Below are 16,068 nucleotides of genomic sequence, written 5' to 3'. Positions count from 1 at the left end.
CATTGTAATGGGAGCAGTTAATATGAAAAAATCTTTATTCTACAGCGTAGCAGTGTCGGCTCTCGTGGCTTTCAGCGGCTCGGCTTTTGCGGATGTTCTGGTGGGTATCGGCGCACCGCTGACCGGACCGAACGCGGTTTATGGTCTCCAGATTCAAAAAGGAGCCGAGGCTGCAGCAGAAGTCATCAATGCTGAAGGTGGCCTGAACGGAGAGAAAATCGTTTTCACCCTTGGTGATGACGTTTCCGATCCGAAACAGGGCATTTCGGTTGCCAACAAGTTTGCCGCTGACGGTGTTAAATTCGTTATCGGACACTTTAACTCCGGCGTAACAATTCCGGCTTCGGAAGTGTATCAGGAAAACGGCATTCTGGAGATTTCACCAGGTGCGACCAACCCTGTTTATACTGATCGCGGTATGTGGAACACATTCCGTACCTGCGGCCGCGATGACCAGCAGGGTATTGTTGCAGGTCAGTATATTGCTGAAAAGTTCAAAGACGCCAAAGTGGCTGTTGTTCACGACAAGACACCTTACGGACAGGGTCTGGCTGATGAAACCAAGAAAGCACTCAATGCAGCAGGTATGAAAGAAACCCTGTATGAAGGTGTGAATATTGGCGAGAAGGACTTCTCGGCACTGATCGCAAAAATGAAGCAGGAAGGCATTACCGTTATTTATTGGGGCGGTATGCACGCGGAAGCTGGTCTGATTATTCGTCAGCTCGGCGATCAGGGTCTGAAAGCGCAGTTCATTTCCGGTGACGGTATCGTCTCCAATGAGCTGGCTTCCATTGCCGGTAATGCGGTTGAAGGAACTCTGAATACTTTCGGTCCTGATCCGCGCAACAATCCGGCCAATGCTGATCTGGTGAAGAAGTTCCGCGATGCCGGTTTCGAGCCTGAAGCTTATACACTTTACTCCTATGCCGCGATGCAGTCGCTGGCCGGTGCAGCGAAAGCTGCAGGCAGCAATGATCCGGAAACAGTTGCGAAAGCACTGAAGTCCGGCACATTCAAGACTGTGCTCGGAGATATCTCTTTCGATGAGAAAGGCGATCCGAAGCTGCCGGGCTATGTCATGTATAAGTGGGAAAAAGGCGCTGACGGTAAGTTCACTTACATTCAGCAGTAAACCTGTCTTTGAAAATCAGCGGGGCCGGCTCAGTCCGGCCCCGTTTGATTGAAGGCTGTATTGCAGACAGCGGAGACAGTTTTTGTTTCAGAACAGTTCCGTGTGAAACCGGTTTTCATAGAGGAGCTGTTGAAAGAAATTCTGCCGGATGTCTCATTCCGACAGAAAAATGCCGGTGTTCCGGCGACCTCAAAACCTGCTTTTTGTCAGTTTTTGAGCATATTCACGGGAGTAGGAAATATGAAGAAGTCTCTGTTCTGCGGTGTTGCACTGTCTGCAATGCTGGCCTTTAGCGGTTCATCATGGGCCGACATTCTGGTCGGTGTTGGTGCACCTCTGACGGGCGGTGGTGCCGCATATGGCGCACAGATTAAAAACGGTGTGGAAGCAGCTGTTGAAGTTGTGAATGCAGAAGGCGGTCTGAACGGCGAAAAGATCGTTCTTGTTTATGGCGATGATGTTTCTGATCCCAAGCAGGGCATGTCCGTTGCCAATAAATTTGCTGCTGATGGTGTGCAATTTGTCATCGGTCACTTTAATTCGGGCGTAAGCATTCCGGCTTCGGAAGTTTATGCCGAAAACGGTATTCTTGCGATTGCACCGGGCACAACCAATCCGGTTTATACCGATCGTGGTCTCTGGAATACATTCCGTACCTGCCGCCGCGATGACAATCAGGGTATCGCTGCCGCCAAATATATCGTCGATAATTTCAAAGACGGTAAAATCGCAATTGTTCATGATAAAACCCCTTATGGTCAGGGACTTGCGGACGCCACCAAGAACGCGATGAATGAACTGGGTCTGAAAGAGACAGTTTATGAAGGCGTGAATGTCGGTGAAAAAGATTATTCTGCGCTGATCGCCAAGCTGAAGCGTGACGGCGTTACTGTTATATACTGGGGTGGTCTGCATCCGGAAGCCGGTCTGATTATCCGTCAGATGGGCGATCAGGATCTGAAGGCGCAGTTCATTTCCGGTGACGGTATTGTGTCCAACGAACTGGCTTCGATTGCCGGTGATGCGGTTGCCGGTGTGCTGAACACTTTCGGCCCTGATCCGCGTGAAGATCCGGCCAATGCTGAACTGATTAAAAAATTCCGCGATGCCGGATTTGAACCGGAAGCCTATACTTTCTATTCCTATGCGGCAGTGCAGTCTCTGGCTGCGGCGGCAAAGGCTGCCGGTACCAATGATCCAATGACTGTTGCGACAGCCATGAAGGAAAAAGGTCCGTTCAAGACGGTTCTCGGCGAAATTTCCTATGATGAAAAGGGCGATCCGAATCTTTCGCCTTATGTCATGTTTGAATGGCGCAAAGGCGACGACGGAAAATATAATTATTTCCAGAAAAAATAATTCCTGAAATCAGGGAATTATTTCAGAATTAGAATAGTATTCTCTTTCTTGAAAAGAGGTCTAATACTTTGGAATAATTGGCTCAGTAATGCCCGGCACTTGTGTCGGGCATTGTTATTTTAAGGCGTATTTTCGCTGTTCTTTCACAAAAAAAACGATCAGTATGCAGGCGGAATTTTTGCCGGTCACGGGAACGACCGGCATGTGTCAGAATAGAGCATAATTCCTTAAACTTGGATCAGTTTAAGGTGAAATTATGCTCTAATTTTAAAGTGTTAGAGCGACCTTTGTGTGCCAAGTCTGGCACACGGCGCTCTAGTTTTGCAGTGAGGGAGACCTGCTTTGCCTATCCATAAAATTCTTGTCGCAAACCGCTCTGAAATTGCTATCCGCGTATTCCGCGCAGCAAATGAGCTGGGCATGAAAACCGTGGCGATCTGGGCAGAGGAAGATAAACTTGCATTGCATCGTTTCAAAGCCGATGAGAGTTATCAGGTCGGGCGCGGCCCGCATTTGCAGCGTGATCTGGGGCCGATTGAAAGCTATCTCTCAATTGATGAAGTGATCCGCGTTGCCAAACTCTCGGGTGCCGATGCCATTCATCCGGGCTATGGTTTGCTGTCAGAGAGCCCTGAATTTGCCGATGCCTGCGCTGAGAACGGCATTATTTTCATTGGTCCGAAAGGCGATACGATGCGCCGCCTCGGCAATAAGGTTGCGGCACGCAATCTGGCGGTTGAGGTCGGCGTGCCGGTGGTGCCTGCCAGTGACCCTCTGCCGGAGGATATGGATGAGGTGCGCAAAATTGCTGACAGCATCGGCTATCCGATGATGCTCAAAGCCTCATGGGGCGGTGGCGGGCGCGGTATGCGTGCCATTCGCGAGGCCAAGGATCTGGCGCGTGAGGTGACAGAAGCCAAGCGCGAGGCCAAAGCCGCTTTCGGCAAGGATGAGGTCTATCTCGAAAAACTCATTGAAAATGCGCGCCATGTGGAAGTGCAGATTCTCGGTGATACCCATGGTAATGCTGTGCATTTGTTTGAACGTGATTGTTCCGTGCAACGGCGTAACCAGAAAGTGGTGGAACGTGCACCGGCGCCTTACCTCAATGATGGGCAGCGTCAGGAACTGGCCGATTATGCGCTGAAGATCGCCCGCGCCACCCATTATATCGGGGCGGGGACGGTCGAGTTCCTGATGGATGTGACATCAGGGAAATTCTATTTTATCGAGGTCAATCCGCGCATTCAGGTGGAGCACACGGTGACGGAAGAAGTCACCGGCATTGATATCGTCAAAGCGCAAATCCGTATTCTGGAAGGCGCAGCTATCGGCTCGCCGGAATCCGGTGTGCCGGAGCAGAGCAAGATTGTTCTGCGCGGTCATGCATTGCAATGCCGTATCACGACAGAAGATCCGGAGCAGAATTTCATTCCGGATTACGGGCGGATTACTGCATATCGCGGAGCGACCGGTTTCGGCATTCGTCTGGATGGCGGCACCGCCTATTCCGGCGCCTTCATCACCCGTTATTATGACCCGTTGCTGGAGAAAGTGACCGCATGGGCATCGACACCGGAAGAGGTGATCCTGCGTATGCATCGTGCTTTGCGGGAGTTTCGTATCCGCGGTGTGTCGACCAATCTGACCTTTCTGGAAGCGATTATTACGCATCCGAAATTTCGCAGTAACGAATATACTACGCGATTTATTGATACGACGCCGGAATTGTTCGAGCATGTGAAGCGGCAGGATCGTGCGACCAAACTTCTGACCTATATTGCCGATGTGACGGTCAATGGTCATCCGGAAACCAAAGGCCGTGCCTTGCCGGATATGAATGCGGCCGCACCGAAAGTGCCTTATGTGCCTGATGGTGATATTCAGCACGGCACCCGTCAAAAACTGGCAGAGCTGGGGCCGCAGAAATTTGCGCAATGGATGCGTGAGCAAAAGCGGGTGCTGGTAACCGATACGACCATGCGTGACGGGCATCAGTCGCTGCTGGCTACGCGTATGCGTACCTATGATATTGCGCAGATTGCGGAAACCTATGCGCGTTTGTTGCCGAACCTGTTTTCTCTGGAATGCTGGGGCGGTGCGACTTTCGATGTTTCCATGCGCTTTTTGACGGAAGATCCGTGGGAGCGTCTGAGCAAGGTGCGTGACGGTGCGCCCAACCTGCTGCTGCAAATGCTGCTGCGCGGTGCCAATGGCGTGGGCTATAAGAGTTATCCCGATAATGTGGTGACGCAATTTGTGCGTGAGGCCGCACGCGGCGGCATTGATCTGTTCCGCGTGTTTGACAGCCTCAACTGGGTTGAGAATATGCGCGTGTCGATGGATGCCGTGCTGGAAGAGGGCAAGCTATGCGAGGCAGCGATTTGCTATACCAGCGATTTGATGAATGCAGCGCGCCCGCAATATGATCTCAATTATTATCTGAAACTGGCACGTGAGGTTGAAAAGGCCGGAGCGCATATCATCGCCATTAAAGACATGGCGGGGTTGCTGAAGCCGCAATCGGCACGCAAATTATTCACGGCCTTGCGGCAGGAAACCGATCTGCCGATCCATTTCCATACGCATGATACATCCGGCATTGCCGCAGCAACGGTACTGGCGGCCGTGGAGAGCGGTGTGGATGTTGTCGATGCGGCGATGGATGCATTGTCGGGTAATACTTCGCAGCCATGCCTCGGCTCGATTGTTGAAGCACTGGCAGGCAGTGAACGTGATCCGCAGCTTGATCCGGCTTCGATCCGCCGGATTTCCTTCTATTGGGAGGCGGCGCGTAATCAATATGCAGCTTTCGAGAGCGACCTGAAAGGCCCTGCCTCGGAAGTTTACCTGCATGAAATGCCGGGCGGACAATTCACCAATCTGAAGGAGCAGGCACGCTCATTGGGACTGGAGAGCCGCTGGCATGAGGTGGCGCAGGCCTATGCCGATGTGAACCTGATGTTCGGCGATATTGTCAAAGTCACGCCGTCTTCCAAAGTGGTGGGCGATATGGCGCTGATGATGGTCAGTCAGGATCTGACGACAGGTGATGTGACCAATCCTGCCAAGGATATTGCGTTCCCGGATTCCGTGGTGTCGATGATGCGCGGCGATCTTGGCCAACCGCCAGCAGGCTGGCCGAAGGATTTGCAGGCCAAAGTGCTGAAGGGTGAGAAGCCGTTTACAGAGCGGCCGGGGGCGTTGTTGCAACCGGCTGATCTGGAAGCAGAGCGCAAAGAGATTGAAGCAAAACTGGAGCGCAAAATCAGCGATCAGGAATTTGCGTCCTATCTGATGTATCCGAAAGTCTTCACCGATTTTGCCGGTGCGCAGACCCTTTACGGGCCGACAAGCGTACTGCCGACGCCGGTCTATTTTTACGGGCTGGCGCAGGAACAGGAAGTCTTTGTTGAGATTGAGCGCGGCAAGACACTGGTTATCCGCAATCAGGCGGTGGGCGATGTTGACGATCAGGGCATGGTCACTGTGTTCTTTGAACTGAATGGTCAGCCGCGCCGTATCAAAGTGCCGGATCGCACACGCGGTGCCGCCAAAGGTGCCCGCCGTAAAGCCGAACTGAACAATGAGGCCCATATCGGCGCGCCGATGCCCGGCATTGTTTCAACCGTTGCAGTGGCCAGCGGGCAGAGTGTGAAGGCCGGAGATGTCTTGCTGTCGATTGAGGCGATGAAGATGGAAACCGCCCTTCATGCCGAGCGGGACGGTGTGCTGGCAGAAGTGCTGGTACGCGCCGGAGATCAGATTGATGCCAAGGATCTTCTGATTATTTACACATAAAACTCAGACCGGCAGAGTGTACTTGCTCTGCCGGTTAATCCTGTTCGCTGAAACTGATCAGGCGTGCCAGTTCTACGGCATTGCGCGCACCCATTTTCTCCATAATATGGGCGCGATGCACTTCAACAGTGCGGATGGTGATCTCCAGCCTGTCGGCGATCTGCTTATTGAGCAGACCTTCCAATATCATCGACAGGACTTCATTCTCGCGCGGCGAAAGCTGGGTGCGTTTGCGTCGTAATTCATCGCGCTGGCGGTCTGAGGCGGCACGCTCTTTTGCTTTGTGCAGGACAGCAAGAACCCTGTCGACCAGATTATTATCATTGAACGGCTTTTCGAGAAAATCCGCAGCGCCCTGTTTCAGACATTCCACGGCCAGCGGAATATCGCCGTGGCCGGTCAGAAAAATCACCGGCTGACGGGCATGAAGCTTGATGAGCTTGTCGAAAACCTCAAGACCGGACATGCCGTCCATTCGCATATCCAGCAGAATACAGCCCTGAAGATCTGGCGTCCAGTTTTGCAGAAAATCCTCACCGGACGGCCATGTGACAACGCTCACACCACGGGAGCGAAATAGCCATGACAGGCTGTCACGAATGGCTTCATCATCATCAACAATATGGACGGTCATTGCGCGGTTTCCTGCGTGCTTAGCGGTAAAGAAAGACAGAAGCTGGCACCTTGCCTGTCAGGTGTTGCCTGCAACCATAAGCGGCCTTTGTGCGATTCCAGAATGGAACGGCAGATCGGCAGCCCCATGCCCATGCCTTCCGATTTTGAGGAGATAAAGGGCGTGAAAATCTCATTCTCCATACCTTCCGGAATACCGTGCCCGTGATCGGTGATGGTGATAACGGCTTCATGCTCATCACTCTCAAGGCTGATATGTAATTTCTGCCGGTTACGCGGCAGGCCTAGGGCTGCCTCGCGGGCATTGCGGATCAGGTTCAGCAGGACCTGCTGGATCAGCACCGCATCAGCCCGCACGGCTACCGGCATATCGGGCAGGCGCATGTCGATATGACCGCCGCCCTTGATTATATCGCTACTGACAAAACTGGCAGCATCCTGCAAAATTTTGCGCAGGTCATGCTGCTCCGGTGTTACGGAGCGCTTGCGCACAAAATCATGCACACGGTGGACAATTGTACCGGCGCGCTGTGCCTGATCGGAGAGTTTTTGCAAGGCTCCGGTCAGATCAACCGGCTGTACCGTGCCTGATTGCAGCAGATTGAGACTGCCGGTCGCATAGCTGGTAATGGCAGCCAGTGGCTGATTGAGCTCATGCGCCAGTGTGGAGGCCATTTCCCCCATCGTAATCAGGCGGGCATTATGCTGAAGTTTTTCAGCTTCGGTCTGGCGGGCCTCTTCCAGTTTCTTTTTCTCGGTCACATCAACAAGAGAACCCATCCAGCCGATATGGGTGCCATCCGCATCAATCAGGGGGGCTTCATAGACCTGAATATCAATCAGCTTGCCATCAGGCCGGATGAAACGTGTTTCAAATTCACGCGGGGCAATACCGGTACTGCGCATATCATTCTGGCGCTGGATACCTTCCGACATGATTTCCGGTGCCCAATAGGGATGCGGCGGCATCATGCCGATCAGCTGTTTTTCTTCATAGCCGACCATGCGGCAGAATTCCGGATTCACATAGATAATGCGTCCGTCGCGGTCACGGGCACGCATGCCGATGGTCAGGGAGTTTTCCATCGCCTGCCGGAATGCATATTCGGTGCGCAAAGCGTGTTCAGCTGCGGCTCTGCGCCGGTTCTGGCGATAGGCCATCCAGAGATTGATAATCACCAGAATAGTCAGGCCGATAATGGCGGCAGAAATGACAATCGGGCCGATGGCGGCACGGCTCTGATAGGGCGTGACAGTGATATAGGTGCCGGTCAGCGGCGGATCGAAAGAAATCGTGTGACGCGCCTGATCGTTGGTCGGCATGATGCTGGATTTTGAGATCAGGGGATCGCCGCCGGAATCTGTGAGCGAGACCTGATATTTTCCCGCAACCCACCAGGGCACATTGCGCGACAGCAATCTGTCCAGTGAGATGATGACCCAGATCGTGCCTGCGGAACGGTTATTATTGTAAACCGGCGCCACCATATCGACCACCCAGCCTTCGCTCGTATGGCGGGGTGAGGAATAGACCGGCTTGCCGAACAGGCGGCTGTGTTCGGCCAGTGCCGGTTTATAATCGGCGATAACATTGAGACCGGGTGGTGCGCTTTCCAGCAATTGGCCGTCCGGCGTGAACCAGCTGATATCGATGAATTCCGAATGGATGGAAACCAGATGCTGAGCCTTGGTTCTGATCGTGTCTTTCTGCTGCGGATCGCGTTCGATATCTGCCCCGAGATCGCGTAATTCTGTCTCAAAGGTTTGCAGCTGAAAACGCAGATATTGCTCAACCCAAAGCGCGTCAGTTGTGAGTTTTTTCTCCGTTTCTGACTGGTTATCACGCGAGGTCATCCAAATCAGCGCAACGATCAGGGTCACAATCAGCAGGATCGCGAGCAGGGGAATAGCCAGCGTATAATCACGCACAGATGCGCGGAAGCCGGAGAGACTCTGGCTGTTGTCTTGCGAATTTGCTGCTGTATGACGAAATTTCATGTGATCGTCTGAATATCCTCACTATGCTTTATAAGCATAACCTCTTGTCTGCACGAAGTTATGCCTGTGGTAAACCACAATAGAAATACTGTGGGTTTCCACAATAGAATTGAGGCTCTACTCCTTTTAAGGATTTTATCTGATTTTTACTCCGTTTGGAGTCCGTGCCGGTTTATCCGCCGGAATGTTTTACTGACAGATGCAGGCTTGGGAGGGCCTCTCAATGAAATTTCTTACAACTGCCGGTCTTGCTGCAATTCTCGCTTTTGGTGTGAGCACAACTGCGCTTGCGCAGGCAATTACCATTAAATTCAGCCATGTTGTGGCACCTGATACACCAAAGGGCAAAGCCGCCGAGAAGTTCAAGGAACTCGCTGAATCCTACACTGAAGGCAAAGTGAAGGTCGAGGTCTATCCGAACTCGCAGCTTTACAAGGATAAAGAAGAGCTGGAAGCCCTGCAGCTTGGCGCTGTGCAGATGCTGGCACCGTCTCTGGCAAAATTCGGCCCGCTCGGCGTGCGTGAATTTGAAGTTTTCGATCTGCCGTTCATTATGAAAGACTATAATGATCTGCGCAAAATCACCGATGGTCCGGTTGGCCGTGCGCTGCTCGACAAGCTGGATGCCAAGGGCATCAAAGGTCTGGCCTATTGGGATAACGGCTTCAAAGTGATGTCGGCCAACAGCCAGCTGCATGTGCCGGATGATTTCCTTGGTCTGAAAATGCGTATTCAGTCTTCCAAAATTCTGGAAGCACAGATGAAGGCGCTGGGTGCCGTGCCGCAGGTTCTGGCTTTCTCCGAAGTCTATCAGGCTTTGCAGACCGGCGTTGTGGACGGTACGGAAAACCCGCCATCCAATATGTATACCCAGAAAATGCATGAAGTGCAGAAACATGCCACGGTCTCAAACCACGGCTATCTGGGCTATGCGGTGATCGTCAACAAAGCGTTCTGGGAAGGCCTGCCGGAAGATGTGCGCACCCAGCTTGATAAAGCCATGGCTGAATCAACTGCCTTTGCCAACGAAATCGCCCAGAAAGAAAATGACGATTCTCTGGCAGCAATGAAGGCGGCCGGTACGACCACATTCTACGAACTGACACCGGAAGAGCGTGAAGAATGGGTTGCAGCGCTCAAGCCTGTGCATACTGAAATGGCTGACCGCGTGGGCGCAGACCTGATTAAGCAGGTTTATGAAGCCGTCGGTATGAAAGAGTAATCCTCTCAAGCCCCGCTGCCGGAGTTTCTCCGATCGCAGCGGGCCTGCCTGCCCTGACGATGGTGCTTGGGGCAGGCACATTTTCCGAATTCTGTTTTCAATCACATTTGTGCGTATCGGCTGTTATCACGGCTGGTTTTTTGCGCTCATAATTAACAAGACGGAGCACCGAAAAGCGGTGCGCCCTCACATGAGGAGCATCCTATGGTGTTGCGTATCCTCGACCGCTTTGAAGAAATATTGCTGTCTTTTTTGATTGCAGCGGCCGTTGTGCTGATCTTTGTCGCGGTTGCTCACCGTTATTCTATCGGGCTGGTTGCCGATGTGCTGTCCTGGGCACGCGCCAATGATTATGCCGAATTGCAGGGCTATGCCCGCAGCTTTTATCGCTGGCTGGCATCAATCAATCTGACCTGGGCTCAGGAAGCCTGTATTTATCTGTTTGTGTGGATGGCGAAATTCGGCGCGGCCTATGGCGTGCGTATTGGCATCCATGTCGGCGTTGATGTGCTGGTGGAGCGCATGTCACCGAAAAACCAGCGCCTGATGATTATTATCGCTTTTCTGGCCTGTATTCTGTTCACGGGCATTGTGGCGTGGATCGGCACGGATTTCGTCTGGCATATTTCCAAAACCGGCCAGATTTCCGCTGATCTCGAAATGCCGATGTGGATTGTGTATCTCGCCGTGCCGCTCGGTTCCGCGCTGATGTGTTTCCGCTTTATTCAGGCGCTGTGGCTCTATCTCACCACAGGCACTATCGCCCATCACGATCATGGTCATGTTGACGGGCTGGAAGATGCGGAGGCCGCACGATGACCGCTCTGATTATCTTCCTCATTCTGGCACTGTTGCTTGTGACAGGGATGCCGGTTTCCATTGCGCTGGGTTTGACGGTTTTCACCTTCCTGTTCGGTTTCACCTCGATCCCGATGGATTCAATTGCGCTGAAACTGTTCACCGGTATTGAAAAATTTGAGATCATGGCGATTCCGTTTTTCATTCTTGCCGGTAACTTCCTCACCCATGGCGGTGTGGCCAAAAGGATGATCCGCTTTGCCACCTCGATGGTCGGGCACTGGTATGGCGGTATGGGGCTGGCTGCGGTTGCCGCCTGTTCGCTGTTTGCTGCAATTTCCGGCTCGTCACCGGCAACGGTGATGGCGGTTGGTTCCATCCTGATACCGGCAATGGTCAAGCAGGGTTATCCGCCGCAATTCGGTACCGGCGTTATCGCGACCTCCGGCGGGTTGGGTATTCTCATTCCGCCGTCGATTGTGATGGTGATGTATGCGGTGGCAACCTCCGGCATGGTGGTAACCGGCCCTGACGGTGCGCCGGTCATGTCGGCCTCAATCGGCACATTGTTTATGGCGGGTGTTGTTCCGGGGCTGATGCTGGCGGCAATGCTTGGCAGCACAACCATCTGGCGCGCATGGAAAAACGGCTATCCGCGGATGCAGAAAGCCAGCTGGCGTGAGCGCTGGGAAGCCTTCCGCTCCTCCGTCTGGGGGCTGATGCTGATCGTCATCATTATGGGTGGTATTTATGGCGGTATTTTCACACCGACTGAAGCTGCTGCGGTTTCTGCCGTCTATGCATTCGTGATTGCAGTCTTTGTCTATAAGGACATTAAACTGCGCGATGTGCCGAAAGTGCTGCTGTCTTCGGCGGCGATGAGCGCCATGCTGCTCTATATCATTACCAATGCGGTGATGTTTGCCTTCATCCTGACCTCGGAACAAATTCCGCAGCAGATGAGTGCATGGATCGTTGAGCAGGGCTTCGGCATGATCGGCTTCCTGCTGATGGTCAATATCATCCTGCTGCTGATCGGCATGGTGATGGAGCCTTCTGCCGTGGTGCTGATTATGGCGCCGATCCTGTTCCCGATTGCCGTGAAGCTCGGTGTTGATCCGGTGCATTTCGGGGTGATGATGGTGGTGAATATGGAGATCGGTCTGTGTACACCGCCGGTGGGGCTCAATCTCTATGTGGCCTCATCCATATCGAAAATGGGGCTCACGGCCGTGACCAAATCGACATTGCCTTGGATTATCACAACGCTGATCTTCCTCGGGCTGGTCACCTATGTGCCGCAGATCACGCTCTGGCTGCCACATACGCTGGGCATGAAATAAAGGCTTTAATAATCAGACAAAAGGCGGCTTCGGCCGCCTTTTTCTTTGGCTGCAACAGCTGACAGGCTTGTGACGGTTAGGTGATTTCTTTTGTCATAAAAATCGACTAAACAGAGGCTCAGGAGCAACTCTCGCTTTTCGGGATACGCTTTAAATAATGTTCTGAACCTGATGGAGCGGTTTTGTGAGCGGAGATGCAGGGATCAGTACAGTGCAGCCTGCTGTCATAGACAGTAGTGCGCGTTATTACCGCTGGGCAGTGGCGGGTGCATTTTTTTCCAACGGCTTTGTTACCGGCAGCTGGGCTTTGCATATTCCGTTGATGATGAGCCGGTTGGGCGTTTCTGAAGGTGTCTTCGGATTGCTCATTCTGGTTTTCGGTCTTGGCGCTCTGGCGGCCATGGGACTGTGCGGCCCGTTGCTGGCGCGCTATGGCTCGGATCGCGTCACCAAAAGCTTTGCCGTCGGCGTGGCGTTCTGGCTGATTGTCGTTGCTCTCACCAATAATCTTTATCTGGCTGTGCCGGTACTGTTTATGCTGGGCGCGGTCTTCGGCGGTATGGATGTGGCGATGAATGCCAATGCCGTTGCAGTGGAGAAAACGCTCGGCCGCGCGCTGATGTCTTCCTCTCACGGTTTCTGGAGCCTTGGCGGTTTTGCAGGCAGTGCGCTTGGCAGCTTTTACCTGCACTATCAGGGCGCATTCAGCCATGCGGTTCTGGTGAGCGTGATTGCCGGTATCATCATGCTGATAACTTTGCCGCGTTTGGTCATGGATCGTCAGCAGCAGACCAGCGAGAAAATCCGCTTCCGCCTGCCTAATCAGCCGGTGATCTATCTGATCGGTATGATGGCGCTGTTTGCAATGGTGCCGGAAGGTGCGGTGCTGGACTGGGCAGCGGTCTATATTCAGCAGGCCTTTTCTGCAGATCTGACCACAGCCGGTTATGGCTATGCGGCTTTTTCTGCCACCATGGCGCTGGTTCGTTTTCTCGGCGACGGCGTGCGTAACCGCTTCGGTGCCGTGCGGACATTCCGCGTGTCGATCATTATTGCCGCAGCGGGCTTGTTTGTCAGCGGTTTTGCACCACATGCGTGGATAGCAATTCTGGCTTTTGCCGTTGCCGGACTTGGTGTGGCCAATATTGTGCCGATCATTTTTTCGGCGGCAGGCAATCAGAGCGGCATCCATGCGGGTACGGCGTTAAGTCTTGTCACATTGATGGGCTATTCAGGCATTCTGGTTGCACCGTCACTGATCGGCTATATCGGCGGGCATATCGGTTTCGGCCCTGTCTATATGGTGCTGGCGCTGATGCTGGTGGTGGTGTTTATGCTTTCATCGCTCGCAAGTGCCGCAGATCAGAAAAGAGAATAGAAGTTTTGAACGACCTGCTGTAAGACTGTCACAATTGCGGTTCAAAAGCTGTTCCGTCACGGTTATGGAACAGCATTGAACCGAGATGTTCCCGTATCACTGTAAGATTGCCCACTTTAAGATTGTATAATTATGGCTTCTGATAATCTGCACTATTATGCCCATCCCTTTGCCCGCCGCACATCTGTCGGGGTCAATGTCGGCGGCGTGATTGTTGGCGGTGATGCGCCGGTGGTTGTGCAATCCATGACCAATACGGATACGGCGGATATTGACGGCACAGTTGCGCAGGTGGCCGCCCTGCATCATGCGGGTTCCGAACTGGTACGCATCACGGTTGACCGTGATGAATCTGCTGCCGCCGTGCCGAAAATCCGTGAGCGCCTTGAGCGCCTCGGCCTCAATGTTCCGCTGATCGGTGATTTTCATTATATCGGCCATAAGCTGCTGTCAGACCATCCGGCCTGTGCGGAAGCGCTGGCGAAATACCGTATCAATCCGGGCAATGTCGGTTTCAAAGACAAAAAAGACAAGCAGTTTGCCGAAATTATCGAAATGGCAATTCGCTATGATAAGCCGGTGCGTATCGGCGTGAACTGGGGTTCGCTGGATCAGGAATTGCTGACCACGCTGATGGATCGCAATCAGGCTGCCGGTGCACCAATGACCGCGCAGGAAGTGATGCGCGAGGCGATTATCCAGTCTGCACTGATTTCTGCTGATCTGGCTGAGGAAATCGGCCTGCCGCGCGACAAAATCATTCTTTCCGCCAAAGTCAGTCAGGTGCAGGATCTGATTGCCGTTTATGCGGAACTGGCCAAACGTTGCGATCATGCGCTGCATCTGGGGCTGACCGAAGCCGGTATGGGCACCAAGGGCATTGTGGCGTCTTCCGCCGCGATGGGGATTCTGTTGCAGCAGGGCATCGGCGATACAATCCGTATCTCCCTGACACCGGAGCCGAATGGCGACCGTACCCGCGAAGTGCAGGTCTCGCAGGAATTGCTGCAGGTGATGGGCTTCCGTCAGTTTATCCCGATTGTAGCGGCGTGTCCGGGTTGCGGCCGCACCACCTCAACGGTATTTCAGGAACTGGCGCAAACCATTCAGAATGATATCCGCACCAATATGCCGATCTGGCGTGAGAAATATCCGGGCGTTGAAGGCCTGTCTGTTGCGGTGATGGGCTGTATCGTTAACGGGCCGGGTGAATCCAAACATGCGGATATTGGCATTTCTCTGCCGGGAACCGGTGAAACACCATCCGCACCGGTTTTCGTAGACGGCAAGAAAGTTGCCACATTACGCGGTCCGGCAATCGCTGAAGATTTCCAGAAGATGGTGGCCGAATATATCGAAAACCGTTACGGGCTCGGCGCGAAAAAGCCGGAAGCCGCAGAATAAGAATAATAAAAAAGCTCTCATAAAATATGAGAGCTTTTTTATTGCGACTTTTATTGAATTTAGTTCTGACGCAGAGCGATAAAATGCGCGGCTTCTTTCAGAACCTGTGCTTTTTCACCGAAAGGTGCCAGCAGGTCTTCGGCCTGCGCGACCAGACCGGCCAGCTGTTTCTTTGTCCAGTCAATGCCATGCAGTGAAACAAGGGTCGCTTTGCCTGCGGCGGCATCTTTGCCGGTGGCTTTACCCATAGTGGCTGCATCGGCGGTCACATCAAGCAGATCATCGGCAAGCTGGAAAGCCAGACCAATGGCCGAGCCGAATTCGGCAAGGCGCTCACGCTCTTCCGTGCTGGCATTGCCGATAATCGCACCGGCTTCACAGGCGAAGCGGATCAGCGCGCCGGTTTTCATCGCTTGCAGAGTAATAATGTCTGCTTCATCGGGGCTGGTGGTTTCTGCCATCAGGTCAAGTGCCTGACCGCCGACCATGCCGCCGACACCGGAGGCACGTGACAAAGCCAGTACCAGATCAAGACGGGTTTTCACCGGCAGCTCTGTGGCATCATCGGCGATGATGTCAAAAGCATAAGTGAGCAGACCATCACCGGCGAGAATCGCTGCCGCTTCATCATAGGCTTTATGAACGGTTGGCTGGCCGCGACGCATATCATCATCATCCATAGCCGGCAGATCATCATGAACCAGCGAATAGCAATGGATACATTCCAGCGCTGCGGCAACGCGCAGTGCAGCTTGGGGATCAGCATCATAGAGACGGGCGGTTTCCGTGACCAGAAACGGGCGCAGGCGTTTGCCGCCATTCAGCGCACCATGGCGGATTGCGGCCATGAGACGCGGCGGACGGATAACCTCGCCGAGACGCGGGCGCTCATCCAGAAGTGAGACCATCAGTTGCTCAACGGAAGCGGCATGAAGTGCCAGCCGCTGTCCGAAACCGGAAATGTCATGATCGTTTTTCATGGACAAGGGCATGAACC

11 protein-coding genes are annotated in these 16,068 nt (G+C 53.3%); 8 read left to right on the top strand and 3 right to left on the bottom strand.

All coding sequences use genetic code 11. The features are described from left to right. Positions 1-22: 22 nt before the first annotated feature. The 3 genes from JNC80_RS14195 (at position 23) to pyc (ending at position 6,295) form a co-directional block, all read left to right on the top strand. Entirely contained in the window at positions 23-1,135 is a 1,113-nt protein-coding gene (locus tag JNC80_RS14195) for a branched-chain amino acid ABC transporter substrate-binding protein (protein WP_028233388.1), read from the top strand. A 240-nt stretch (positions 1,136-1,375) separates the two neighbouring features. Next, positions 1,376-2,494 carry a branched-chain amino acid ABC transporter substrate-binding protein gene (locus JNC80_RS14190; RefSeq protein ID WP_028233389.1) on the top strand — a complete coding sequence of 373 codons (1,119 nt, stop codon included), beginning with the start codon at positions 1,376-1,378 and terminating at the stop codon, positions 2,492-2,494. A 342-nt stretch (positions 2,495-2,836) separates the two neighbouring features. After that, complete coding sequence (gene pyc / locus JNC80_RS14185) at positions 2,837-6,295, top strand: pyruvate carboxylase (protein ID WP_376710660.1); 3,459 nt, start codon at positions 2,837-2,839, stop codon at positions 6,293-6,295. A 34-nt stretch (positions 6,296-6,329) separates the two neighbouring features. Here the strand turns inward: pyc and JNC80_RS14180 are convergent, their stop codons facing one another. Together JNC80_RS14180 and JNC80_RS14175 are read right to left on the bottom strand one after the other, a co-directional pair. Further along, positions 6,330-6,929, bottom strand: a complete 600-nt coding sequence (locus JNC80_RS14180) for a response regulator transcription factor (RefSeq protein ID WP_376710659.1) — start codon at positions 6,927-6,929, stop codon at positions 6,330-6,332. Then, positions 6,926-8,926, bottom strand: a complete 2,001-nt coding sequence (locus tag JNC80_RS14175) for a sensor histidine kinase (RefSeq protein WP_376710658.1) — start codon at positions 8,924-8,926, stop codon at positions 6,926-6,928. Before JNC80_RS14175 ends, JNC80_RS14180 begins: the two co-directional genes overlap by 4 nt. Positions 8,927-9,149: 223 nt before the next feature. On the opposite strand from JNC80_RS14175, the gene JNC80_RS14170 reads away from it, so the two are divergent. The 5 genes from JNC80_RS14170 to ispG all read left to right on the top strand — a co-directional run bounded on the left by JNC80_RS14170 (position 9,150) and on the right by ispG (position 15,071). Next, a complete protein-coding gene (locus tag JNC80_RS14170; RefSeq protein ID WP_028233390.1) occupies positions 9,150-10,148 on the top strand; it encodes a TRAP transporter substrate-binding protein in 999 nt (332 codons plus the stop codon). A 204-nt stretch (positions 10,149-10,352) separates the two neighbouring features. After that, the gene (locus JNC80_RS14165; RefSeq protein ID WP_075657263.1) at positions 10,353-10,967 is read left to right on the top strand and encodes a TRAP transporter small permease; all 615 of its coding nucleotides are present in this window, start codon (positions 10,353-10,355) and stop codon (positions 10,965-10,967) included. Then, positions 10,964-12,289, top strand: a complete 1,326-nt coding sequence (locus JNC80_RS14160; RefSeq protein ID WP_022709917.1) for a TRAP transporter large permease — start codon at positions 10,964-10,966, stop codon at positions 12,287-12,289. The genes JNC80_RS14165 and JNC80_RS14160 overlap by 4 nt, the downstream gene beginning before the upstream one ends. 184 nt (positions 12,290-12,473) lie before the next feature. Next, positions 12,474-13,667, top strand: coding sequence for an MFS transporter (locus JNC80_RS14155; protein WP_376710657.1), 1,194 nt, complete (start codon positions 12,474-12,476; stop codon positions 13,665-13,667). A gap of 132 nt (positions 13,668-13,799) precedes the next feature. Beyond that, positions 13,800-15,071 carry a flavodoxin-dependent (E)-4-hydroxy-3-methylbut-2-enyl-diphosphate synthase gene (gene ispG / locus JNC80_RS14150; protein ID WP_116089080.1) on the top strand — a complete coding sequence of 424 codons (1,272 nt, stop codon included), beginning with the start codon at positions 13,800-13,802 and terminating at the stop codon, positions 15,069-15,071. Between the two features lie 59 nt (positions 15,072-15,130). Here the strand turns inward: ispG and JNC80_RS14145 are convergent, their stop codons facing one another. Continuing rightward, positions 15,131-15,979, bottom strand: a complete 849-nt coding sequence (locus tag JNC80_RS14145) for a polyprenyl synthetase family protein (protein ID WP_376710708.1) — start codon at positions 15,977-15,979, stop codon at positions 15,131-15,133. Positions 15,980-16,068 lie beyond the last annotated feature (89 nt).

It is taken from the genome of Pseudochrobactrum lubricantis (assembly GCF_041929865.1).
GTDB lineage: Bacteria > Pseudomonadota > Alphaproteobacteria > Rhizobiales > Rhizobiaceae > Pseudochrobactrum > Pseudochrobactrum saccharolyticum.
This window is presented reverse-complemented; position numbering and strand designations above follow the sequence as displayed.